We start from the raw sequence: 22180 nt of genomic DNA, 5'->3' as shown, positions 1-22180 counted from the left end.
GTCGGTCACCTCGCGGAGTGGGTCAGGACCCGGTCGCCGGCCGTCGCGATCGCCGCCAGCTGGGGCTGCGCGATGGCCAGGTAGTCGGGTGTGGACAGGGCCACGGAGCGGTCCAGGCGGGCCGCGTTGAAGTAGATCTCGTCGGTGAGGATCAGGCCCTCGTCGACGACGAGGTGCAGATCGGGGTGGAAACTCAGCGGCATCACCGTGCCGCAGACGCTGCCGGCCAGCCGCTCGGCGATCTCCGGCGTGGCGAAGGCCGTCCGGCCGCCGCCGAACAGCGAGCCGACCGCCTCCAGGTCGACCTGCCGGTCCCCGGGCACCACCGCGAGCACGTACTTGCCGACCCGCTTGGTGATGCTCACGCGGACGACGATGCACTTCGCGGCCTGCTCCAGCGGGTGGCCGCGCAGCACGCTCGCCAGGTCCGTGCGGCCCTCGGCGGGGTGGTCGATCAGCCGGTAGCGCGCCTGGTGCCCGTCGAGGTGGTCGAGCAGCCTCTGGTACATCACAGCTCCTCGCCGACGTAGTGCCAGTCCTCGGGATTGATCAGCCCGAAGGGGTTGACCGGGGCCACGCCCCGGAGGTCCTTCGCGACCTCCAGCAGACGGAAGGGGAAGTTGGGCATCCAGATGACCGGGACCTGCTGGGCGATGTAGTCCTGGTAGGCGTAGAGGTCCTCCAGGTCGTCGCTGACCACCGTGCGCGCGATGAGTTCGTCGGCCTTCGGGTCGCTGTAGCTGCCGAAGTTGACCGAGGAACCGGTCGAGTAGAGGGCCTCTCCGGTCGGGTAGAAGCCGGGGCCGTAACCCCAGCCGCCGTTCCAGTCGCTGAACTCCCACAGGCACGGGCTGTCGGGGCCCGGGGTGCAGGTGGTGTCCTCCAGGACCAGGACGCTCGCCTCGACCTCGGTCAGCTCGATCTCGATGCCGGCCCGTGCGGCGTCGGCGGCGAACTTGCGCATGACCGCGGTCAGGGTCTCGTGCCCCTTGGCGTACCGCATGGAGAAGCGCAGCGGGGTGCCGGCCGGGATGCCCTCTCCCGCCTCGCCGGGTCCGGTGCCCTCGCGGACGCACGTACCCGGGGTGGTGCTGATGTCCCAGCCGTTCTCGGTCAGGAAGCGCCGGGCCGCCTCGATGTCGAAGGGGTACGGGTCCTCGTGTGCGGCGGGCGAGAGCAGCGGGCTGTCGGGCAGGGCCGGGATGGGCCCGGTGGTCGGGTAGCCGTAGCCCTTGTAGACGTCGCGGATGGCGCCCCGGGAGTCGAGGCTGGACTGGAGTGCCTGGCGGAAGTAGAGCTGCTTGAAGATCTTTCCGGCGACCGTCGGGTTGTTGAAGTTGATCGGGAAGTAATGGATCTTGTAAGTGAGCTGGGGCACGAGGTCGTAGTGCTCGCCGAGCGGGTTGGGCCCGCCGAGCTGCGGGTCCTCGGCCGGCTCGGTGACCTCGTCGAAGGGCAGGAAGCCGATCTGCACGCCGTCGATGGCCTCGGGGCCCCGGCGGAGCATCTCGTACTGGTCGGTGTCCGAGTCGGTGGGCACCAGCCGGAACTCGTCCAGGTAGGGCTTGTTGGGGCCGGAGTAGCTCTCGTTGGGCACCAGGACGCATTCGCCCGAGGTACCGTCGATCGTGTAACTGCTCAGCTTCCAGGGTCCGTTGACCACGCTCCAGACGGGGCTGGTGTCCCAGCCCTTGCGCTCGTCGTTGCAGGCCCGCAGGTAGGCGTAGACCGCGGAGGCCTGGGCCGGGTCGTGCGTGGCGTCGGCCGGCCGGTCGTCGCCGGTGCGGTCCCAGGCCCTGGGCAGCGGGGTGATGGTGCTGAACTGGTTCATCAGCACCCAGTTGTGCGAGTAGGCGCGGTCGAAGGTGAAACTGACCTTGTCCTCGGCGACCTTCTCGTAGCCGGTCAGGTTGTCCGGGAAGAAGCCCGGCGTGTAGCCGCCGAAGCTGTCCTTCTCGGCCTCCAGGAGGTGCATCCACAGCATCACGTTGTCGGCGTCGACCGTCTCGCCGTTCGACCACTTGTACGGCTTGACGGTGATCGTCGCCGTGCGGCCGTCCTCGCTCCACTCGGGGGGCTCGGCGAGGCTGCGCTCGTAGTCCACCGTCGGCTGCCCGCCGGTGCCGTACCAGTACAGCGGGCGGTACATGAGCGTCTGGAACTCGTGCAGGTTGGCCACCCCGTAGTACTCGCCGGGGGTGAACGGGAAGATGAAGACCGGGCTGAAGCCGCTGGTGCAGGCCCAGGTCACGCTGCCCCCGCGGAGCGGGGTGGTGGGCGCGGTCATGTGCTTACCTCCTCCAGTGCGGATTCGCCGCTGTCCGAGTGGGCTCCGTAGCGCTCCCAGCGCTCGTTGAGCCGGATCCGTCCGTCGTCCAGGAATTCCGGGGTGCTCCAGCACCTGCCGGCGACCACCTCGCCGTCCGCGAGGACCATCGTGTAAGCGAATTCGAGGTTCCCGTCGGACTCCACGCGCCCGTTCAGCGAACCCCTGCGGACGGGCCCTCCGTCGAAGTCGGCCCAGAGCAGGTCGCCTTCCTGGTGGTAGTGGCCGACGGGGGCGTCCTCGCCCGCCGGGTAACCGGTGTTGCGGAAACTTCTGCCGTCGTAATCGATCACGGGCGTCGTATCTCCTGAGTGATGCATTTGACCGCGCCACCGGCCTTCAGCAGTTCGGACATGTCCACGCCGTGCACCTCGAAGCCGCGCTCGCGCAGCTCCCCGATCAGGTGCGTGGCGGTCTCCGTCAGGACCACGTTCAGTCCGTCGCTCACCGCGTTCAGGCCGAAGGCGTCGGCGTCCTGGCGGGTGGCGATGACCGCGTCCGGGTACAGCTCCCGCAGCACGTCCCGGCTCTCCTCGGAGAAGGCGGCGGGGTAGTACGCCACCAGGTCCTCGTCGAGGACGAACAGTGCGGTGTCCAGGTGGTAGAAGCGGGGGTCGATCAGCTCCAGGCCGACCACCGGCAGGCCGAAGAAGTCACCGAGCTCCTCGTGCGCGCCGGGGTCGCTGCGGAATCCCGCGCCGGCCAGGATCCGCCGGCCGGCCGGGGCGAAGTCGCCTTCGCCCTCGTTGACGTACTCCGGGACCTTGAGGTCGCTGTAGCCGTGCTCCTCGAACCAGGCCCGGTAGGCGTCGGCCTCGGCCGCCCGCTCCCGGTGGCGGAACTTCGCGATGAGCACCTTGCCGTCGACCACGGTGGCGCCGTTGGCGGAGAACACCATGTCCGGCAGGCCCTCGACCGGTTCGATGAAGGAAACCTCGTGGCCGAAGCCGAGGTAGAGGTCCCGGATCCGCTCCCACTGGGCCAGCGCCAGATCGGCGTCCATCGGCTTGTCCGGGTTCATCCACGGGTTGATCGCGTAGCTCACCTCGAAGTGGGTGGGCCGGCACATCAGGTAGTGGCGCTTCGCGGCCGTGCGCCGCGGGGACTCAGCCATGCTCGGGCCTCATCTCCGTACGGATGCGGCTGGCCACGATGTGGGCGGTGCTCAGCGCCTCTTCCAGCGAGTCGCCCGTGGCGCCCAGGAAGCCGAGGATGTTGTTGCCCGCCGGGGGGCGCTTGATGACGGTCCCCGGAGTGGCCGTGATCTTGAGGAAGAAGACGGAGGACGGGACGTCCTGCGGCACCTCGATCGACGCGACCGTGCCCGCCCCGCTGATCAGGCACATCGCGGCGGTGTGCACGGAGGTCGGCGAGTAGTGCGAGACGTCGGGGCGGGTGCCCCGGGCCACGTCGACCACGCACTTGATGGGGTCGTGGCCCGCGCTGATCCGCGCCATGTGGTCGAGCCCGCCGCCGCCGGGGCGGATCGCGATTTCCAGGATGAAGGGCTTGCCCTGGTGGAACCTCACCTCCGCGTGCAGCACGGACCGGCGCAGTCCCTGGGCGTGGGCCGCGTCCCGGACCACCTCGTGGACCGCGGCCACCTGCTCGGGGGTCAGGGAGCTCGGCGCGTGGTGGACGTCGTCGTCGAAGGTCCCGCTCTCGACGGTGATCCGGTCCACGATGGAGCCGAGGTACACCTCGTCGTCCCAGGCCAGCGCCTCGATGAGGTGCTCGTGGCCGTCGAGGTAGCCCTCGACGATGATCCCGTTCGGGCCGAGGTCGAGGCCGTCCGCCTCCATCAGGGCCCACGTCATGGTCTCGATGCCCAGGGTGGCGTCCGCGAAGCGGGCCCTCATCTCCTCGGCGTCGTCGACCTTGAAGACGAAGTTGCTGGCGGCGCCCAGGGTCGGCTTGAGGATCAGCGGGTAGCCCAGCTCTTCGCCGGCGGCCAGCGCGGCCTCGATGTCGGGGGCGTGGCGGAAGCCGGGGTGCGCCGCGCCGCCGCGCTCGTGCGCCTGGCGCATGAGCAGCTTGTTGCGGCTGGTCCGGGCCGCTTCGAACCCGATGCTCGGCAGTCCGAGCGCCTCGGCGACGACCGCCACCGTGACGACCCCGGACTCCGAGAAGGTCAGGACCCCCTCGAACTCCTCCTCCGCGTGCCAGACCTTGGCGGCCGTGACGATGTCCTCGATGTGCTTGGATCCGGCGATCCGGTAGCGCTCCGCGTCCCAGAAGTCCTCGGTGCCCAGTCCGTTGAGGACGTAGACCGCTGCTCCGAGGTCCTGGACCTGCTGGTAGCGGGAGATGTAGTAGGTGGCGTTCTGGCTGGCCTCGATGGCGAGCAGCTTCATCTCTGCTTCCCCCCTCAGACCTTGGCCGGGACGGACTCGCGGGCCTCGGCGGCGCGCTCGGTGACCTCGGCGGCGGGCCCGGTGACCTCGGCGGTCCCGGCGACGGCCCCCGACTTCTCGGCGGCGGCCGCGGCGGCCACCTCGCGGTCGTGCTTGCTGAGGGAGATGACGGTGATGGTGGCGATGACGACGACCAGGGCGGAGAGGGCGTAGAAGCCGTTCTTCACGTTGGTGGAGTCGACCAGGAGCGAGATCAGGACGACGGCGGTGGTGCCGGCGGCGAGGCCGAAGGCGTTGGTCGCACCGAAGACGAAGCCCGTCTTCTCCTCGGGCGCCGCGCTCATCAGGGCGGTACGGGCCGAGATGCGGGCCACGCAGAAGGCGATCGCCGCGAAGGGGATGACGGCCATCATCGCGTAGAGGTGGATGGACTCCAGGGACAGGAGCACCGCGAAGGCGAGGTAGCCGATCAGGGCCGTCTTCAGCACGGTGGCCTTGGAGCTGATCTTCTTGAAGGCCCAGGCCGCGAACAGCGCACCGATGCCGAACAGGGCGTCGACGATGCCGAGGTAGCCGGCGTTGGACTTGAAGCCCTCGATGACCAGGACCAGCATGATGCTGTTGCCGACGATGATGACGATGTTGCCGATGATGTAGAGCACCGCGAGACGGGCCAGCGGCGGGCGGGAACCGGTGAGACGGGCGGCGGCAGCGGCAGCGGCCTTGGCCACGGCCTCGGGGGCGCTGGTGCCCTCGCCGGCGGGACGACGGCCGATGAAGAACAGCAGGGCGGCGGAGACCAGGAACGTGATCGCGTTGAAGTAGAAGAGCGACGTGGTGCCGACCCAGACGATCACCCAGCCACCGAGGGCCGCCGAGGCGAGCGTGCCGCCCTGGATGGCGATCTCGGCGTTGCCGTTGAACTGCGCCAGCCGGGACTCGGGGATGCGCTCCTTGATCAGGGCGTTGCTGGCCGGGAAGAAGAGGGCCGCGGAGATCGACAGGACGAAGCTGGCTACGTAGCTGACGGTCGAGGGGTTGCCGCCGAGGGCCAGCCAGACCGGCAGACCGATCGCGGCGGCGGCACTGGCCAGGTCCGAGACCATCGCCAGCGTCCGGCGGTCGAAGCGGTCGGCGAGCTTGCCGAAGAACAGCGAGAGCGCCACCTGCGGGATGGTGACGGCGATCATCAGCCAGCTGACCGCGAGCATGGTGTTGGCCTCGGTGAAGACCAGGTACGAGGCCGCGGTGAGCTGGATGCCGTTGCCCAGGTTGGTGATGAAGGTCGCGGGGATGAGCAGTCGTTCTGCCCGATTGGGTCGGGGCGGGGCGATCGTGGACACAGTGCTCCTCGGAGGTCAGGCTCGGATGTCGACCGGCTCGGCCAGGGGCTCGAAGGCCCCGACCGCGGTGGACAGGAGGGGGAGTCGCAGGGGAGCGACGGGGGCGGCCGCGAAGGGGCCGGCCGGAAGGGTCAGATCGGCCCCGGCGCGCTCGGCGCGGGCGGCGAGGTCGACGAGCAGCGGAGCGGCGCAGGCCGTCAGCGTCCGGACGGCGAGGACCAGGTCCCCGAGGTCGGTCGGCACGTCGGCCGCCACCCGGTCCGCCTGCTTCAGCAGCCGGTCGAGGTGGACGACGACCAGGTCGGCGGCCCGGTGGAGGCTGAAGCTGTCCAGCTCGTAGTGGGAGCGGAAGCGCTCGACGACGATGCCCGCGTGATCGGCGCCGGTCCGCGACACCGGGAGCAGCGCGTCCGCCGGGACGGCGGCGAGCAGTTCCTCCAGGCGGCCGGCGAGCCGGTTCCACGGCTCGACCAGCCGGGAGCTCGCCAGGGTGTCGAGCGCCTCGCGGCTGAAGTTCGTCCGGGAGTGCTCCGGCGCGGTGAGCGCCAGGTAGAACCGCACCAGGTCGCGCGGCACCTCGGCGACCAGATCGGCGGCCCAGACCACGTGGCCTTTACTCGTGGAGAACTTCTGGTTCTCCAGTTCGTAGAACTCGTTCGACACGATGGCGTGCGGCTCGACGTACCGGTCGCCGTGTGCCATCAGCAGGGCCAGGTGCGTCATTCCCCAGAAGTAGACGTTGTCGAATCCGAGGAAGTACACGAGGTCGATGCCGTGCTCGGACAGCCAGTGCTCGTCGTAGCGGTCGGTGTGCTCACCGAGCTGCTCGGCGGCGTACCAGGTGCAGTACATCGAGGCGGCCATGCCCTCGGCCCAGGCGTTGAGGACCTGCCCCGGCGTCTCGACGAACGGAGCCGGGATGCCCCAGCCGGTGGGGTAGGTGATCGGGAAGTCCGGCAGCGGGCGCTCCAGCGCCTCGCGGACCAGCTGCGCGGTGTGCGGCCGCAGCACGTCCCGGTGCCGGACGTAGTAGTCGGCGAGGCGGTCCCGGTACTCCTCCATCGGCAGCACGAGGATCTGCGCCTCGCGGTGCGTGACCACGGCGTCCGGGTCGACGGTGGAGCGCGGACGCAGCAGCTCGTCGAAGTTGTTGGGGTGTCCGCAGGACTCGCAGAGTCCGCCGCGGCTCTCCACCAGGCACACCGGGCAGTCGCCGGCGACCAGGCCCTCCATGAGGTACTCGCCGGTGGCCTCGACGTAGGGCAGGAGCACGGTCTTCAGGCGGAACGCGCCGTCGTTGTGGAGGTCGGTGACGAAGTCGATGACGGTCTGCCGGTAGCCCTTGTCGAAGGGCGCGAAGCCGTCCACGGAGATGCCGGCCGCCTCCAGGGTGGCGCGGATCTGCGTCGCGGAGCGCAGGGCCAGCTCCTCCGGCGTCAGGCCCGCCTTCGCCGCGCTGGACACCACGTAGGTCTGGCTGTCGTCGGTGCCGCTGGTGAAGATCACCGGACGGCCGGACGCGCGCAGGTAGCGTGCGTGCACGTCACCGGCCAGGTACGGGCCCGCCAGGTGCCCGGTGTGCAGGTCCCCGTTGGGGGTCGGCGGCGGCGCGATGATGACCGTACGGCGCGTCATGCCTGGGCTCCTTCGTGTCGTGCTGCGAACCGCTGCGTCATGTCGAGGTCCCACCAGACCGAATACATCTCGAAGTCCTCGGCGGACTCGTTGATCACCCGGTGGTCCGAGCCGGGGGCGAAGTAGACGATGTCCCCGGTCACGAGGGGCTTGCGGACGCCCTGCGACTCCAGGACCGCGGTGCCGGAGACGGCGATGAAGATCTCGTACTCGTGGTGGGCGTGCGCCGTCGATGCGGTGCCGGGCCGGATCACGCACCAGGAACCCTCGAAGGGGGCGTTGAGCTCGGGCCAGGGCAGCAGGCGCTGGGCGTCCAGCCCGTTCTCGTGCGTCAGTCCGTCGCGGTCGAGTTGCTTGGTGAGCATGGGGGTCGTTCTCTCCTCGTCAGGCGGGTACGGCTCGTGAGGGGCGCGCGGGGCTCAGACCGCGCCGGCGAGCGCGAGCTCGCGCTCCTGGGCCGGGATCTCCACCGATCTCGTCCGGCGGTGCGCCACGATGTCCTGGGTGATCTCGGCGGAGCGGCCGGCGAGCACGCTGAGCAGCGAGTCGGCGATGCCGTGGGTGGCCTCGTTGACGCCCTGCAGGTAGCAGGCGGCGGTCGCCGGGCGGCCCAGGTCGAGCCGGTAGTTCCGGCTCACGTTGATCTCGTCGAGTCCGATCGACTGCGCGAGGGCCTTGACCGCCCACGGCATCTCGCGGACGAACCCGGTGCCCAGGAGCACGAGGTCCGTGCGCATCTCCCGCTCGGCACCCGACTTGCGGTCGACGAGGGTCAGGACGATCTCCTCGCCGTCCATCCGCGCGGCGGTCACGTCGGTCATGGGGTGGAGCGCCAGGCGCTCCTGGCCGCTGCGGCGGTCCTGGTAGAACTGCCGGTACAGGCCGTCGAGGGTGGCCGGGGACAGACCGCCGTAGTTGGAGCGGTACATCTCGGCGAGCAGCTGCTGGCGGGCCTCGGGCGAGGACTCGTAGAACTCGTCGATGAAGGACGTGTAGTACAGCTCGTTGGTGAACTTGCTGCTCTCGTAGCCGTTCAGGCCGATGGACCGCATGATCATGGTCGGCTTGCACTCGGGCAGGTCCCGCAGGGCCGCGCCGAACAGCTCGGCCGCGCTCTGCGCACCGCCGATGACCGCGACCCGGTGCGGCAGGTCGGCGCGCACCCCGGCGATGCGCTGCGTGTACTGCGTGCTGTGGATGACGCGCTCGGCCGGCAGGCCGTCGAACACCGCGGGGACGTGGGCGTCGCGGCCGGCGCCGATCACGAGGTAACGGCAGCCGATGGTGTCGCCGTTGGCGAGGGTGACCAGCCAGCCGGAGAGTGCGCCGTCGTCGCCGTTCACCGCTTCGACGGACGTGCACTCGCGGCCGTATTCGACCTTCACCGTGGCGAGTTCGTCGGCCACCCACTGCAGGTACTCGGATATCTCGCTGCGGTACGGAACGAAGCTGGCCAGGTTGACGAAAGCGTCGAGCCGCTGCTGCGAGTGGAGGAAGTTGACAAAGGAGAAGCGGCTGCACGGATTGCGCATGGTGACCAGGTCCTTGAGGAAGGAGACCTGGCTGAGGGCGTCGGGCAGCAGCATGCCGCGCTGCCACACGATGTCCTGCTCGCGCTCGATGAGCAGGGTTTCGCCGGCCAGCTCGGGAGCGAGCTCCTCGACGGCGACCGCCAGCGCGAGGTTCGCCGGTCCTGCACCGACTGCGAGCAGTTCGACGTTGCGATGCGCCATGGAAGTACCTCCAGATGGAACAGGTGGACAGGTTCGTACGGTCGGGCAGGACGGTTCGGGATCTCTTTCCCGTCCTTGCGTCGCCTCCCGAAACCGGGTGATGTCCACATTCCACGGGGGCCCCCGATTGCCCGGAAGCGAAGTCGGACACGGACAATCAACTCGGCCGAGGGCCAGGTCAGAGGGTTGATTGGCCGGTGTTCCCGACTGCTTCCGGTCAATGCGGAGCGCCTTTTCCATTGACCTCAGTGATCAGTCGCGTTCGCGCTTCCGGCCGGCCCGAAACATCCCTCGGGCGGCCGGGCTTCCATCCCCACCCCATGAGAAGGAGCCCTCGTGCCGCTCACCGAGCCCATCACCCCCGCCGGCGCTCTCTACCGTTCGGAAAACCCCACCCGGGTCGCCACTCGCCGCCATCTGCTGATGTGCCGGCCCCGGCACTACGACGTCACGTATTCGATCAACCCGTGGATGAACCCGCAGCACGCCACGGACAACGCGCTCGCGGTCAAGCAGTGGGAGGGGCTGCGCGAGCTGTACCTCGAACTCGGCCACGTGGTCGAGGAGATAGACCCCATCGAGGGCCTGCCCGACATGGTGTTCGCGGCCAACGGCGCCACCGTCGTCGACGGCAAGGTCTACGGGGCCCGCTTCCGGCACGCGGAGCGGACCGCGGAGGGGCCCGCGTACCTGAGATGGCTGGAAGGCCGCGGTTACACGGACACGCTGTGGCCCGAGTTCGTCAACGAGGGCGAGGGCGACATCCTGACCGTCGGGCGGCGCCTGCTGGCCGGCACCGGCTTCCGCACCGACCCGCGCTCGCACGCGGAGGCCCAGGAGTTCTTCGGTCTCCCGGTCACCTCGCTGACGCTGGTGAACCCGGAGTTCTACCACCTGGACACGGCGCTCTCCGTCCTCTCGGACGACGAGGTCATGTACTACCCGGCCGCCTTCTCCCAGGGCAGCCAGGCCGTTCTGCGGGCCATGTTCCCCAGCGCGATCCTGGCCGACGCCGAGGACGCCGCGGTGTTCGGGCTCAACGCCTTCTCCGACGGCCGCCACGTGCTGCTGCCCGCCGCGGCCACCGGCCTGCACGCCAAGCTGCGCGCGCGGGGCTTCGAGCCGATCGGGGTCGAGCTGTCCGAGCTGCTCAAGGCCGGCGGCAGCGTCAAGTGCTGCACGCTCGAACTCCGCGACCGCTGAGCGGGACGGACGGGGCGCGGCCGGCGGAGGCCCCGCACCTTCCGTGCTGACGCGGCAGCACGGAAGGCGGCACGGGCACTCCCGTCACACGGTGGCCGGCCGGCAGCTGCGGCAGCCCCGGAACCCGGCGGCGGCCGCCTCGTCGGCCGAGGTGAACGGCACCTCGTGGCGGGCGGTGATGCGGCGCGCGTGCGCGCACGTCGGGTAGCAGAAGATCCGCGTGGTCCCGCTGCCCAGGAAGCGGGCTCCCAGGCGTACGAACCGCTCCACCCGGTCGGCGTCCACGCCCTCCCATTCCCGCAGCCCCGCTTCGAACCCGGCCGGCAGCCCGCAGTCCGCCGGCAGCCCGTCGTCCCGGCACACCCGGTGCGCCGGCACGAGTACGGGCACGGGATTGGCCCGGACGGCCGCCATCACCTCCGCGGGGGCGAGACCGGGCAGTCCGGCCTCGCGGGCCAGCCAGCCCGTCGGACGCAACTGCCCGAACGGGATGAGCCGGGTGGCCTCCAGGACCGCGCTCTGCTCGTCGGGCAGCGGCCCGAAGTCGTAGCGCAGGGTCCGGTCCCGGCCGCGCAGGGCCCGCGCCAGACCCGGCGGGGGCTTGGCCCCGGAGAGCACCGACCGCCGGGTCCGGGCCCGGTAGGCGTCCTCGAACGCCGCGTCGTCGGCGTACCAGTCCGTGGCGGCGGCACCGGTCACCGCTCCCCGCCCGTGAGCCACGTAGAGGGGGCCGACCGGTGAGTCGGTGCGTACGTAGCAGTCGTAGCGGTGCGCCGGAACACCGGCGCGCTCCAGCACACGTACCGCGAACCCTGCGGGTGCCACCTGGCGCAGGGTGCTCAACTCGTCCGGCAGTCTCATCCCGCCGCCTCCTTCCGTTCCTCTCGGGCCGGCCCGTGCCGCGTACGGTCGGCGGCTAAGACGGGCTCGGCGCGCAGAGTGGCCAGACCCCGCGACACCTGCGCCTTCACCGTTCCGACCGGGCAGTCCAGGACCGCGGCCATCTCCTGGTAGGTCAGCTCGCCGATGTACCTCAGGACCACGGGCAGCCGGTGGTGGTCCGGCAGACCCGACAGCGCGGCCACCAGCCGGGCCCGCCGCGCCCCGTCGAGCGCGCGTTGTTCCGGCCCCGGAGCGTCGTCCAGGGTCTCGACACACGTGATTTCGACGCCGTCGGCCACGCCGGGCCGGCGGCTCAGGGTACGGAGGTGGTTGCGCCACACGTTCGCCGCGATGGTGAGCAGCCAGGCACGCGGCTGGAGCTGCCTGCGGCGCTCGGCGGAGTACGCGCGCAGGGCGGAATAGGCGCGCAGGAAGGTTTCCTGGCCCAGGTCGTCGGCTTCTCGCGCGGAGCCCGACAGGCGCAGCAGGACGGACCGCACGGCGCCGGCCTGGGTGCGTACGAGTTCGGTGAACCCGTCGTCCAGGTCGGTCGCGAGCAGTTCGGTCAGCGGCAGGGCCATCTCGTCCATCGTGCTGGTAAACACCGGACCGCGCGAGACCGTTGCACCGGACGCGGGCCCACCCTCTCGATTTGTCGCTTCTGGCCAAAACAACGGTGTTCTTGGCCAGAAGCGACACCTGATGGTCAAGGTTTTGGAGTTACGGTCGGATCGGGGGCGCCGAGCCGCCCCCACGGTTCGAATTGTTCATGGTCCTGCGGGAATTCGGGGGGGCACGATGTCGACCCTTGTGCACGGAGAATTGGGGAAACCTTTTTCCGGGCGTTGTCCTCCCGCCCTCTTTCCTGTCGTGCCGCGCCGTCCGGCACCGCACGGCGACCCGATATCCGAAGGTTCCGACGGACTGCGCCCCGCGCGTTCCGTCGCCGCGCACCTTCCGCTCGCAGCCGCTGGAAAGGCACCACCGAGCTGCACCTCAGCCACCAGGGGGAACGTTGGAGAACCGCGTATTCGGGACGAGATCCACGGAAGACTGCAGCTGGTCGTTCGGTGAGCGGATCCGCTCGTTCCGGGGGCGGGCCGGCCTGCCCCAGCACGAGCTCGCGGAACGCGCCGGAGTGAGCGTGCGCACGCTGCGCGACATCGAGCAGGGCCGGGTGCGCCGGCCGCAGACACGGACGCTGCAGCTGCTGGCCGACGCGCTGGGCCTCGACGCGGACGCGGCGCGGCAGCTCTCTCCGCCCGCACGCGACGGCGTGCGCCCCGGTGACGGGCGCCCCGCCGACGGACGCCTGCAGATCGGCATCCTCGGGCCGCTGTCCGTCCGGTACCGGGGCGTCGAGACGCCCGTGCAAGCGACCAAGGTGCGGCGGTTACTCGCCCTGCTGGCACTCCAGCACCCGGAGCCGGCCAGCCTGGGGGAGATCACCCACACCCTGTGGCCGAACGACCCCCCGCGCTCGTACCAGAGCCTGGTCCACACGTACGTCAGCCAGGCGCGCCGGCTGCTGCTCCCCTCCGACTCCGCAGCGGGGGTACCGGCCGACTCGTTCCTGACGCGTACGCACACGGGCTACGCACTGGCCCTGGACCGCGACCAGGTCGACCTGACCCGCTTCCAGGACCTGTCGCTGCGGGCACGGCAGGCACACGGGGCCGGCGACGCCGCGGCCGCCCACGAGCTGGCCGGACGCGCTTACAAGTGCTGGCGCGGACCTCTCCTGGCGGGCGAACCGCTGCTGCCGCACCATCCCGCGGCCACGGCGGCCGCCCGGCAGCGGGTGGAGAGCCTGCTGCTGTACGCGGACCTCGCCCTGCAGCTGCACCGGCCCGGGCAAGTGGTGCAGGCGCTGCGCAGCGCCAGCGAGGAGGAGCCGCTGCACGAGGGCCTCCAGGCCTCGCTGATGCTGGCGCTGGCGAGCTGTGGGGAGCAGCAGGAGGCCCTGAGGGTCTTCTCCGGGGTGACGCGCAGGCTCGACCAGGAGCTGGGCGTCCAGCCCGGCGACGAACTGCGGCGCGCCCACCTGCGGATCCTGCACCAGGAGCTTCCGTGGCCGAGGACCGGACCGGTGGCCGAACGGGCGGCGTCCGGCGCGGGAGCACCGCTCGTACGGCGGCCGGCCACCGCGCCGGCGCCGAGGCCCCGGCCGTCCCAGATGCCGGCCTCGAGCACGGGCTTCGTCGGGCGCGGCGCCGAGCTGGACCGGCTGGACCGGCTGCTCCTGCCCACCTGCGAGCGCGGCGGGCAGGTCCCGGCGGCCCTGATCACGGGCTTCCCCGGGGTGGGCAAGACGGCACTCGCCGTGCGCTGGGCGCACCTGGTCAGAGAGCGCTTTCCGGACGGGCAGCTGTACGGCGACCTGCACGGCTACGGCGACCGGCGCCCCCTGCGCCCGGAGGAGGTACTCGCCTCCTTCCTGCGGGCGTTGGGCGTCCCGGACGGGGAGATCCCCGACACCCCCGACGAAGCCGCGAACCTGTACCGCACCCTGCTGTCGGACCGGCGGATGCTGATCGTCCTGGACAACGCGCGCGAGGAGGGCCAGGTCCGGCCGCTCGTCCCGGGGACGGCCAGGTGCGCGGTCCTGGTCACGAGCCGCAACACCCTGCCGGGGCTGGTGGCCCGGGACGGCGTGCCCCGGCTCGACCTCAACGTGCTCGACCGGGAGGAGGCGCTCGCGCTGCTGGGCCGGCTGTTGGGGAGCGGCCGCGTGGAGGCCGAGCCGCTGGCCGCGATGGCACTGGTCCGGCACTGCGGCGGCCTCCCGCTGGCGGTCCGGCTCCTCGCGGCCCGGCTCGCGGAGTACCCGGGGAGCGGCATCGCCCAGCTCTGCGTCGAGTTGCAGGAGGCCGGGGCGTTCTCGGACCTGCCGGTCGCGAGCGACGACCTGTTCGCCGCGGCCCACGCGGCGTTCGAACTCTCCTACGTGTCCCTGCTGGAGCCCGTGCGGCGCTGTTTCCGGCTGCTCGCACGGACCGAGGGGCGGCTCGTCAACGCGTACACCGTGGCGGAACTGGCCGGCACGACCCCGATGGAGGCGACGCACATGCTGCGGCGCCTGGTCGGGGCGAGCCTGCTCCGCGAGTGCGTGCCCGGCCGGTTCTCGCTCCCCGCTCCGCTCCTGCGCTACGCGCGCAGGCTGGCGCTGCAGGGCGACACCGAGCGGTTGCACGCCGTGTGACGCGGGTGGCGGCCACGTCAGCCGCCGAGCGCCAGCCGGACGGCGAACACGCCGAACACGACGGCGGTGAGCCCGTCGGCGATCCGCAGCGTCCGCGGGGACCGCAGGTGCCGGGCGAGCCGGTGGACCAGTCTCATCCAGGTGAGGAGCCAGATCAGCCCGAGGGCCAGGTAGCAGGCGGCCAGCAGGGGGACGCCCGCCTCGGGAGCCATGCCCGCGGGCACGAACTGGGGCAGGAAGGCCATCAGGAAGATGCCCACCTTGGGATTGGACCCGGTGCACAGCAGGCCCTGTACGAAGGCCTGCCGGTCGGAGGATCCGGCCGGGGCGCTCACCCGGACCGCCGCGGCACCGGCCGCCGGGGCCTGCGCCACCGGGTCCTCGGCGCCGGCCGGCCGGGAGAACCGCCGCAGGGCGAGCACGGCCCATCCGAGCAGGACGAGCGCGCCGGCCCACCGGAAGGCCGCGAACAGCTCCGGGCTGGCGGCGAGCAACGCGGCCAGCCCGGCCGCACCGAGCCCGGCCTGGGCGGCCCCCGCCGTGATCATGCCGAGGGCGGCGGCGGTGGCCACCCTCAGGGACCCGTTCAGCACCAGACCGGTGATCAGGACGAGGTCGGGGCCGGGCATCATGATCACGATCAGGGAACTCACCAGGAACGCGGCGGTGTTGATCTCTACTCCTCGATGGACAGGAGGCGTTCCGCGGCCCGGACCGCCTCGTAGTCGCGCCGGATCTGCTCCTCGTCGGGGTGGGCAAGGATCACGAACCCGAAGTTGAGGCTGTCGACCAGGTCCCGGGTGGCGCGGACGTGGTCGCCGTCCTTCAGGCTCTGGACCGAGAAGTGGTGGCTCGGGAGGTCGCGGAGGGCCTCCAGGGCCGCCGTGCCGGAGACGGTGCCGGTGCGGGGCGCGATGTGGAAGACGCACATCTGGTGCAGCAGCAGCTCGTACCCCTGGGGAAGTTCGCCCCCGGTCAGCCAGCGCACCGTCCGGTCGATCTGGCTGTCGGCGGTGGCGTTGCGGTTGAAGCGCGGCTGGCCGCCCCCGTGGGGGCGGGCGCCGAGCTCGATGAGCAGCGGCCCGTCAGCGGTGCCCATCACCTCGACGTGGGCCGAACCGAAGCGCAGGCCCACCGCGTCCAGCACGCCGAAGACGTACTCCGTGAGGCCCGGGATGGCCGGGTCGTCCGGGGGGAGCCAGCGCATGGTGTCGTAGACGGCCATGTGCGGACCGTTGTCGACCTTGCGGTAGGCGCACACGTCGACCACGGCGTGCTTCCCGTCGTGGCTGAAGGTGTCGATCACGTACTCGGTGCCGGTGACGAACTTCTGCACGATCAGCCGGTCGTCGGTCTCGCCGAACTGGTTGGTCCGGCCGAGCTGGCGGCCGAAGACGGCCCGCCAGTCCTTCCCGCCCGCCAGTTTGATCACGCCGTCGGTGCTGGCGCTCTTGGGCGGCTTGACCACCAGGTCCGCGCCGGCCAGGCCCTCGCGCTCCAGCCAGGCCGCGACCTCCTCGGCGTCGTCGGTGCAGATCTGCGGGATGACCGGCAGGCCGGCCGCCGCGACGGCGGCCGCCATGCTGCTCTTGTCCCGCCGGGCCGCCGCGAGTTCGGGCACGTTGCTGCGGTGGGGCACCACCCGCGGGGCGAGGCGCTCGGCCAGTTCCACCCCGGACTCGCAGCCGGCCAGGACGGCTCGCGGGTCCAGCTCCCGCAGCCGCTCCACGACCGGCTCCAGGTCCCCCTCGTACACGATGGTCTCGGCGAAGTCCTGCGGCCGGTAGGAGGAGGCGTAGGCCTCCGGCGGGCGGGGGCCCGTCACCACCGCCACCACCGGCACGCCGTGCTCGGTCAGCGGCTCCGCGAAGAGGGCTCCCGAGGAGTAGGGGTCGACGATCACGCAGGGGCCGCTGCCCCGCGGTGCGCCGGCCCCCCGTTCAGCGTCCGCCACGGCCGGCCGCCTTTCCGGCCAGAGCGGCCACGGCGTCGCAGTAGCGCGCGAAGAACTCCCCGGCGGGTTCGCTGAGGCGGCGGGCGCGCACCGGAGCGTGCACCATGCCCTCCTCCATCACGTACGTCACCGGTGTCCCGTTCTGCTCCAGCCGGGCGGTGTACTTCTCCGCGTCGACGCGCAGCGAGTCCATCTCGCAGCCCACCACGTAGGCGGGCGGCAGGTCGTGGAACTCGCCGGTCAGCAGCGGCGAGACGTACGGGTTCTCCGCCTGTTCGGGCTCGGGGCAGTAGCAGGCGGTGTAGAACTCCATCTCGCCACCGGACAGCAGGGGGGCGTCCTCGCCGCCGTGCCGCCAGCGGGTGAAGTCCAGCACGGGGCTGATCACCGCCTGGCCGCGCAGCCGGGGGCCGCCCCGGTCGCGCGCCATCATCGAGAGGACCACGGCCATGTTGGCCCCCGAGCTCTCCCCGCAGAGCACCGCGGCCTCGGGGTCGATGCCGTCGAGGCCGAGCGCGGGCAGGTCGGCGAGGGTTCCGCAGAGTCCGGCGTAGCAGTCCTCCAGCGGCCCGGGGTACGGGTTCTCCGGGGCCATGCCGAAGTCCAGGGCGATCGCCACCAGACCCGTACGGTCGGCGAGTTCGGCGACCAGGCTGTGGTGGCTGTGGAGCGAGCCGATGACGAAGCCGCCGCCGCGTATGTAGAACAGCACGGCGTCGCCCGTGCGTCGGGCCGGTTCGTAGATGCGGATCCGGGCGGTGCGGCCCCCGTGGGTGACCGCTGCGTCCCGGTGGCTGACCCCCTCGGGCACCGGGATCGGCAGTACCTCGGTCAGCGCGTCGTACAGGGCGCGCTGTCGTTCGACGGGGTAGGTGTAGAAGTCGGGTGGCAGGGCGCCGTCGACGGTCTCCACGAACTTCTCGATGCCGTCTGCGTAGGCCATGGGCAGCTTCGCTCACTTCCGGATACGGGGCAGGCAGGGGGCTCAGGGGGTTTCTGCGGTTGCCGGTGCGGCCGGGCCGGAGGCCGCCCCGGTCGGCTCGGCGGGACGGGCGTCGGCCGGATCGGACCCGGCGGCCCGCTCCTTCTCGGCGGCGGGCGGTTCGGCCATGCCGAAGAGGATGGCGACGACCGCCACCGCGGTCAGGCCGCCGCACAACCACCACACGGAGGCCGCCGACGCCTGCCAGGCGGCGATGCCGATCACCGGGCCGACCGCGTAGCCGATCTGCATGGGGAACGCGCAGGCGGCGATGTACCGGCCCCGCAGGTGTGCGGGGGCGACCCGGCCGGGCCAGGCGGAGGCGGTCGGGGTGCCCACGATCTCACCGATCGTCCACACCACCGTCGCGACGACGAACATGGCCATGCCGGGGCCGGCCACGTACAGGTTCATCCCGACGCCCACCAGGCCGATGCCCAGGGCGACCGCGAACCGGGCCGGGAGGTGCTGCACGTACTTGGTGAACAGCAGCTCCAGGCAGATCACCATGGCCGCGTTCAGCGACAGCAGGACCGAGTAGAAGGTCGGGCCGTGGCCGTCGGACTTGAGCTGGAGCGGCAGGGCGGACGTGTGCTGGATGTAGACGACGGCGTTGAGGAACAGCGCCAGCAGGAACAGCAGGTAGCGCTTGTCCCGCAGCACGGCCGCGTACGACCGGCTGCCCTCCTCCGGCTTCGGCCCGGCGGAACCGGCGGTCGTGCCGGTGCGGACCAGGACCAGCGCGAGCAGGGCGAAGCCCGCCTGCGCGCCCGCCTCCGCGTAGAACATCAGGTCGTACGAGTAGGTGATGAGCAGGGCGCCGATCAGCGGGCCCGCGGTGGTGCCGAGGTTGAACGCCATCCGGTAGACGGCGAACACCATCACGTGGTGTTCCTCGGGGGTGGCTTCCACCAGCAGCGCCGAGGAGGCGGGCCGGTAGGCCTGGGCCACCACGCCGATCACCGCGGCCACCGCGATCACCAGGGGCAGGGTGTCGAGGTAGACCAGGCTGAGGGTGAGCAGGCTGGCGAACGCCATGGAACCGACGATGGTCCGCGCGTAGCCGATCCGGTCCGAGACCGAACCGCCGACCAGGACTCCGACGACCGAGCCCACTCCGTACGCGCCGAGCGCGAAGGCGGCCGCGGAGGTGCTGAAGCCCTTGTCGGTGAGGTAGAGCACCAGGTAGATCTGGAGGAAGGTGCCCAGCCGGTTGATCAGCATGCCGACCAGGACCAGCCAGATCGGGCCGGGGATCCCCCTCAGTGTCTCGGTGACGGAAGGCCGCGCGGCCTTCCGCCCCTCCGGGGAGCCTTGTCCGGTGGTGCTCACGGAGCCGGCACCTCCACCGGCCGGGAGGCGACTTCCACGATCTCGGGGGTGCGCAGCAGCGCGGCGCGCGCCTGCTCGACGGAGTCGGACAGGGCGATCACGCGGGCGTAGCGGGAGATGTACCCGCGGGGCGGCAGGCGCAGCACCGCACCCGGGTCGACCATGGCCTCGGCGCTGTGCACATCGGGGCCGAAGCGGTCCTCGTGGACGGTCACGGCCTCGATCTCGACGTCCTCGTCGGGGTAGAGGAACGCGATCGCGGCGGCCTTGCGGTGCTGCACCGCGGTGTCCGGCGTGCGGCCCGCGGCGGTGTCGGCCGCCGCCATCGCGACGTCGACGCCGGTGGCCAGGTGCCCGAGGTAGGGGATCATGTCGCCGCCGAGACGGGCGTTGACCTCCATCAGGCGCAGACCGCCGGCGGTGATGCGGAACTCGGTGTGGCTGACTCCCGTGTGGAAGCCGAGCGCGGCGTGCGCGGCCCGCAGTGCCTCCAGCAGTTCGGGGTCGGTCAGCAGCGGGTCGGCCCCGTCGACCTCGTGACCCGTCTCCTCGAAGAAGGGCGCCAGGCCGACCTGCTTGCGGGCCACGACGAGCGGCACGCACTCACCGTCGAAGAAGACCGCGTCGACGCTGATCTCCGGGCCGTCGGCGTACTCCTCCACCAGGACCGACACGTCGAAGACCGGCACGCCGGGATAGGAGGCGCCGGCGGCGGCCCGGTAGGCGTTCTCCATGTCCTCGGGGCCGTCGGCCTTGCGCACGCCCATCCCGCCGGCCAGGCCGCGCGGCTTCACCACGACGGGGAAGCCGATCTTGTCCGCCGCGGCCCGCGCCTCGCTCAGGGAGCGGACGCCGATCGAGACCGGCTGCGCGACCCGGGCCGCGTCCAGCGCGATCCGGGTGGCGTTCTTGTCCCGGCAGGCGGTGACCGCCTCGGGGGAGTTGCCCGGCAGCCCGAGCGCCTGCGCCACGTGGGCGGCGGGCGTGACCAGCCCCTCGTCGTAGCAGAACACCCCGGCCACCTCGTGCGCGGCGGCCACCTGACGGGCGGCCTCGACCAGGGCGTGCGGGTCGGTGTTGTCGACGACCGTGCTCCCCACCACGTACGGGTCCTCCCAGCTCACCGGTGCGGGCTGGAGGAGCCATAACGCGTAGCGCCGGCTCACCGTCCGCAGGATGAATTCCCTGCTGCGCCGGCCGCTGCTCCCGATCAACAGCAGAAGGGGCTTGTCCCCGTCCCACGCCATGGTCCACTCTCCTCGTTCGTCGTCGTGCGTCCGGCAGGTGCGGTGCGGGCCCCTCACGGCCCCGCCCCGCACCCGCCATCACCTGTAGAACACCGGCCGGGCCCGGGGCGTTGCACCGGCCCCGGACTTGGCCGGAAGGGGTCAGACCGCCGCTCCCGGTCGGGCGAGCTCGGGCGACAGGGGCCGGTATTCGCGGCTCGTCACGCCGCACGGCCGGCCGGATTCCGCCGGTCGGCCGGCCGGCCGGCGGTCGGGGAAGACCGCGGTGACGCGGCTGCCGGCCCGTACCGCCGGGATCTCGGCGCGCAGCCGCGCCGCGGACGTCTTGCGGTCGTGCCAGGGGCAGACGAGCCGGGAGGCGTCCGGTGTCACGCCGGCCAGGTGCAGCGGGCCGCCCCGGTGGGGGCACTCCGCGTTCATCACGAAGCCCCGGCCGTCGACCGTCGCGTACACGTACGAGGTGCCCGCGACGACCACACAGTTCTCCCGTCCGGCGACGGGGAAGCTCACTACAGGCATTTGCGGTAGTCCCCCACCGAGTGGATCTCGTAGACGCACTCCTCGGACAGGATGTCGGCGCCGTGCAGCCGGTTGCGCCGGATGACGACGCCCTCGCCGGCCTCAAGGGTCAGCGAGGAGCCCAGTCCGCTCTCGAAGCGCATCGTGCCCGAGACGATGTGGCAGAGCTCGTCGCCCTCGTGGCAGTGGGTGTTCGACAGCTCGTTGAAGGGCTCGACCAGGTGCGCCACCGGGGCCTCCACCCGCCCCTCCCGGATGGCCTCGTAGACGGGGCCGTGCAGCTTCTTGAGCTCCGGCTGGTCGTCCATCCAGGCGATCTGCGCGCAGAAGTCCTGGTCGGCGACCTCCAGGAGCACCCGGTACTCCTCGATGCCCCGGACGATCTCGGGGATGATCCCCTCGCCGTGCGCCTCGATCAGCGGCGCGATGATCTTCTCGCGCGCCATGCGGCCGTGGTGCTGGTCGATGTGGACGTGCTCGGTGAAGTACGTGGTGTCGACGGAGTCGCCGAAGACTCCGTGCAGCAGCCGGTCGGCGCGCTGACAGAAGTCGACCAGCGAGCTCTCCGTGTAGAACAGCGCGCCCACGTAGCGGAAGAACAGCTCGTGGTTCTTGCCGAGGTAGTGGAAGTAATTGTTCAGCAGCAGGCTGCTGTTGAGGTAGTACTGCCAGTACCGGTGGAGGTCGGCCTGGAGGCCGACGGACTCCAGCGTCCGCTCGAACAGGGTGCTGTGCTTGGTGTCGTGCACGCCGTAGCCGTACTCGTCGATGACGACCTTGAACCACTCGGACTGGACGGGTCCGTAGTAGCCGAGCACATTGCGGATCATCGGCGACGCCTCCGAGAGGAAGTCGGCGGCGAACTGCACCAGCCACATGCGCGCCGCGCGCTCGGGGTCGCTGGAGCCGGTGATGGCCTGCTCCACCGGCGTCCGCTCCTCGCCGCCGCCCATGTCGAGGGAGTCCAGGTAGCTGTCGAGGCTGGCCTTGGTCCACTTGCCCGAGGTCTCGACCTCGTCGTCGAGGAAGCCGAAGGCGTACCGCTCCAGGGCGGGGCGGACCCGCTCGCCGAGCGCCCGGTTGGCCGGGCTGTAGAACGCGCGGAAGTCCTCCTCCTTGCCCTTGAGCCCGGACTTGGGGAAGAACACCAGGTCGGCCTCGTATATGGAGGTGAGCAGGCGCTGCACGGCCAGGCTGGTGTAGTCGAGGATGTTCTCCCGGCCCGGCACCTTGTCGAAGTCGAGGTACGGGAGCACCTGCGGCCGCAGCTGGCGCCGGTACGGGTTGTCGTGGTTCTGCCAGTCCGTGTTGTCGAGGAAGATCGGGTTCGTGGCGTACTGCACGATGGCGTCGCGCAGGGCGGTGCCGCTGAGCTCGAACGGGATGTGCTCGGGTACGTGACTCATTGCGTGCTCCTTGGTCCGGATCGCAAGACGTGCGGCCGCGTGCCTGGTGGGCGGGCCGGGTG

20 protein-coding genes are annotated in these 22180 nt (G+C 71.2%); 2 read left to right on the top strand and 18 right to left on the bottom strand.

Annotated features, from left to right (window positions below; translation table 11 throughout):
- Positions 1-5: 5 nt before the first annotated feature.
- From PV721_RS07100 to PV721_RS07060, 9 genes are read right to left on the bottom strand one after another with little or no spacing between them, the layout of a single operon-like run.
- Entirely contained in the window at positions 6-509 is a 504-nt protein-coding gene (locus PV721_RS07100; RefSeq protein WP_319721968.1) for a YbaK/EbsC family protein, read from the bottom strand.
- The gene (locus tag PV721_RS07095; protein ID WP_319721967.1) at positions 509-2287 is read right to left on the bottom strand and encodes an ABC transporter substrate-binding protein; all 1779 of its coding nucleotides are present in this window, start codon (positions 2285-2287) and stop codon (positions 509-511) included. Before PV721_RS07095 ends, PV721_RS07100 begins: the two co-directional genes overlap by 1 nt.
- Positions 2284-2619 carry a hypothetical protein gene (locus PV721_RS07090; RefSeq protein ID WP_319721966.1) on the bottom strand — a complete coding sequence of 112 codons (336 nt, stop codon included), beginning with the start codon at positions 2617-2619 and terminating at the stop codon, positions 2284-2286. Before PV721_RS07090 ends, PV721_RS07095 begins: the two co-directional genes overlap by 4 nt.
- Positions 2616-3440 (bottom strand): dimethylargininase, encoded by an 825-nt coding sequence (gene ddaH / locus PV721_RS07085; protein ID WP_319721965.1) that lies wholly within the window; start codon positions 3438-3440, stop codon positions 2616-2618. The genes PV721_RS07090 and ddaH (PV721_RS07085) overlap by 4 nt, the downstream gene beginning before the upstream one ends.
- Positions 3433-4680 (bottom strand): ATP-grasp domain-containing protein, encoded by a 1248-nt coding sequence (locus PV721_RS07080; RefSeq protein ID WP_319721964.1) that lies wholly within the window; start codon positions 4678-4680, stop codon positions 3433-3435. The genes ddaH (PV721_RS07085) and PV721_RS07080 overlap by 8 nt, the downstream gene beginning before the upstream one ends.
- Before the next feature lie 14 nt (positions 4681-4694).
- Positions 4695-6023, bottom strand: coding sequence for an MFS transporter (locus PV721_RS07075; protein ID WP_319721963.1), 1329 nt, complete (start codon positions 6021-6023; stop codon positions 4695-4697).
- Between the two features lie 15 nt (positions 6024-6038).
- The gene (locus PV721_RS07070) at positions 6039-7658 is read right to left on the bottom strand and encodes a class I tRNA ligase family protein (protein ID WP_319721962.1); all 1620 of its coding nucleotides are present in this window, start codon (positions 7656-7658) and stop codon (positions 6039-6041) included.
- The gene (locus PV721_RS07065) at positions 7655-8023 is read right to left on the bottom strand and encodes a cupin domain-containing protein (RefSeq protein ID WP_319721961.1); all 369 of its coding nucleotides are present in this window, start codon (positions 8021-8023) and stop codon (positions 7655-7657) included. The genes PV721_RS07070 and PV721_RS07065 overlap by 4 nt, the downstream gene beginning before the upstream one ends.
- 54 nt (positions 8024-8077) lie before the next feature.
- Entirely contained in the window at positions 8078-9391 is a 1314-nt protein-coding gene (locus tag PV721_RS07060; RefSeq protein ID WP_319721960.1) for a SidA/IucD/PvdA family monooxygenase, read from the bottom strand.
- 336 nt (positions 9392-9727) lie between these two features.
- On the opposite strand from PV721_RS07060, the gene ddaH (PV721_RS07055) reads away from it, so the two are divergent.
- A complete protein-coding gene (ddaH, locus tag PV721_RS07055) occupies positions 9728-10594 on the top strand; it encodes a dimethylargininase (RefSeq protein WP_416371044.1) in 867 nt (288 codons plus the stop codon).
- A gap of 84 nt (positions 10595-10678) precedes the next feature.
- On the opposite strand, the gene PV721_RS07050 is transcribed toward ddaH (PV721_RS07055), so the two are convergent.
- Together PV721_RS07050 and PV721_RS07045 are read right to left on the bottom strand one after the other, a co-directional pair.
- Entirely contained in the window at positions 10679-11455 is a 777-nt protein-coding gene (locus PV721_RS07050; protein WP_319721959.1) for an MGMT family protein, read from the bottom strand.
- Complete coding sequence (locus tag PV721_RS07045; protein ID WP_319721958.1) at positions 11452-12081, bottom strand: RNA polymerase sigma factor; 630 nt, start codon at positions 12079-12081, stop codon at positions 11452-11454. Before PV721_RS07045 ends, PV721_RS07050 begins: the two co-directional genes overlap by 4 nt.
- Positions 12082-12491: 410 nt before the next feature.
- On the opposite strand from PV721_RS07045, the gene PV721_RS07040 reads away from it, so the two are divergent.
- The gene (locus PV721_RS07040) at positions 12492-14678 is read left to right on the top strand and encodes a BTAD domain-containing putative transcriptional regulator (RefSeq protein ID WP_319721957.1); all 2187 of its coding nucleotides are present in this window, start codon (positions 12492-12494) and stop codon (positions 14676-14678) included.
- 17 nt (positions 14679-14695) lie between these two features.
- On the opposite strand, the gene PV721_RS07035 is transcribed toward PV721_RS07040, so the two are convergent.
- The 7 genes from PV721_RS07035 to PV721_RS07005 all read right to left on the bottom strand — a co-directional run bounded on the left by PV721_RS07035 (position 14696) and on the right by PV721_RS07005 (position 22118).
- Positions 14696-15331, bottom strand: a complete 636-nt coding sequence (locus PV721_RS07035) for a LysE family translocator (protein ID WP_319721956.1) — start codon at positions 15329-15331, stop codon at positions 14696-14698.
- A 23-nt stretch (positions 15332-15354) separates the two neighbouring features.
- On the bottom strand, positions 15355-16632 hold the full coding sequence (locus PV721_RS07030; protein WP_319721955.1) for an ATP-grasp domain-containing protein: 1278 nt from the start codon (positions 16630-16632) through the stop codon (positions 15355-15357).
- Positions 16619-17575, bottom strand: coding sequence for an alpha/beta hydrolase (locus PV721_RS07025; RefSeq protein WP_319721954.1), 957 nt, complete (start codon positions 17573-17575; stop codon positions 16619-16621). Before PV721_RS07025 ends, PV721_RS07030 begins: the two co-directional genes overlap by 14 nt.
- A 42-nt stretch (positions 17576-17617) precedes the next feature.
- A complete protein-coding gene (locus tag PV721_RS07020; protein ID WP_319721953.1) occupies positions 17618-18946 on the bottom strand; it encodes an MFS transporter in 1329 nt (442 codons plus the stop codon).
- Positions 18943-20193, bottom strand: a complete 1251-nt coding sequence (locus tag PV721_RS07015) for an ATP-grasp domain-containing protein (protein ID WP_319721952.1) — start codon at positions 20191-20193, stop codon at positions 18943-18945. The genes PV721_RS07020 and PV721_RS07015 overlap by 4 nt, the downstream gene beginning before the upstream one ends.
- A gap of 141 nt (positions 20194-20334) precedes the next feature.
- Positions 20335-20712, bottom strand: a complete 378-nt coding sequence (locus tag PV721_RS07010; RefSeq protein ID WP_319721951.1) for a Rieske 2Fe-2S domain-containing protein — start codon at positions 20710-20712, stop codon at positions 20335-20337.
- Positions 20703-22118: an iron-containing redox enzyme family protein gene (locus PV721_RS07005; RefSeq protein WP_319721950.1), complete on the bottom strand. Its 1416-nt coding sequence runs from the start codon at positions 22116-22118 to the stop codon at positions 20703-20705. The genes PV721_RS07010 and PV721_RS07005 overlap by 10 nt, the downstream gene beginning before the upstream one ends.
- Positions 22119-22180 lie beyond the last annotated feature (62 nt).

Source organism: Streptomyces sp. MB09-01, from assembly GCF_033794505.1.
Lineage (GTDB): Bacteria > Actinomycetota > Actinomycetes > Streptomycetales > Streptomycetaceae > Streptomyces.
This window is presented reverse-complemented; position numbering and strand designations above follow the sequence as displayed.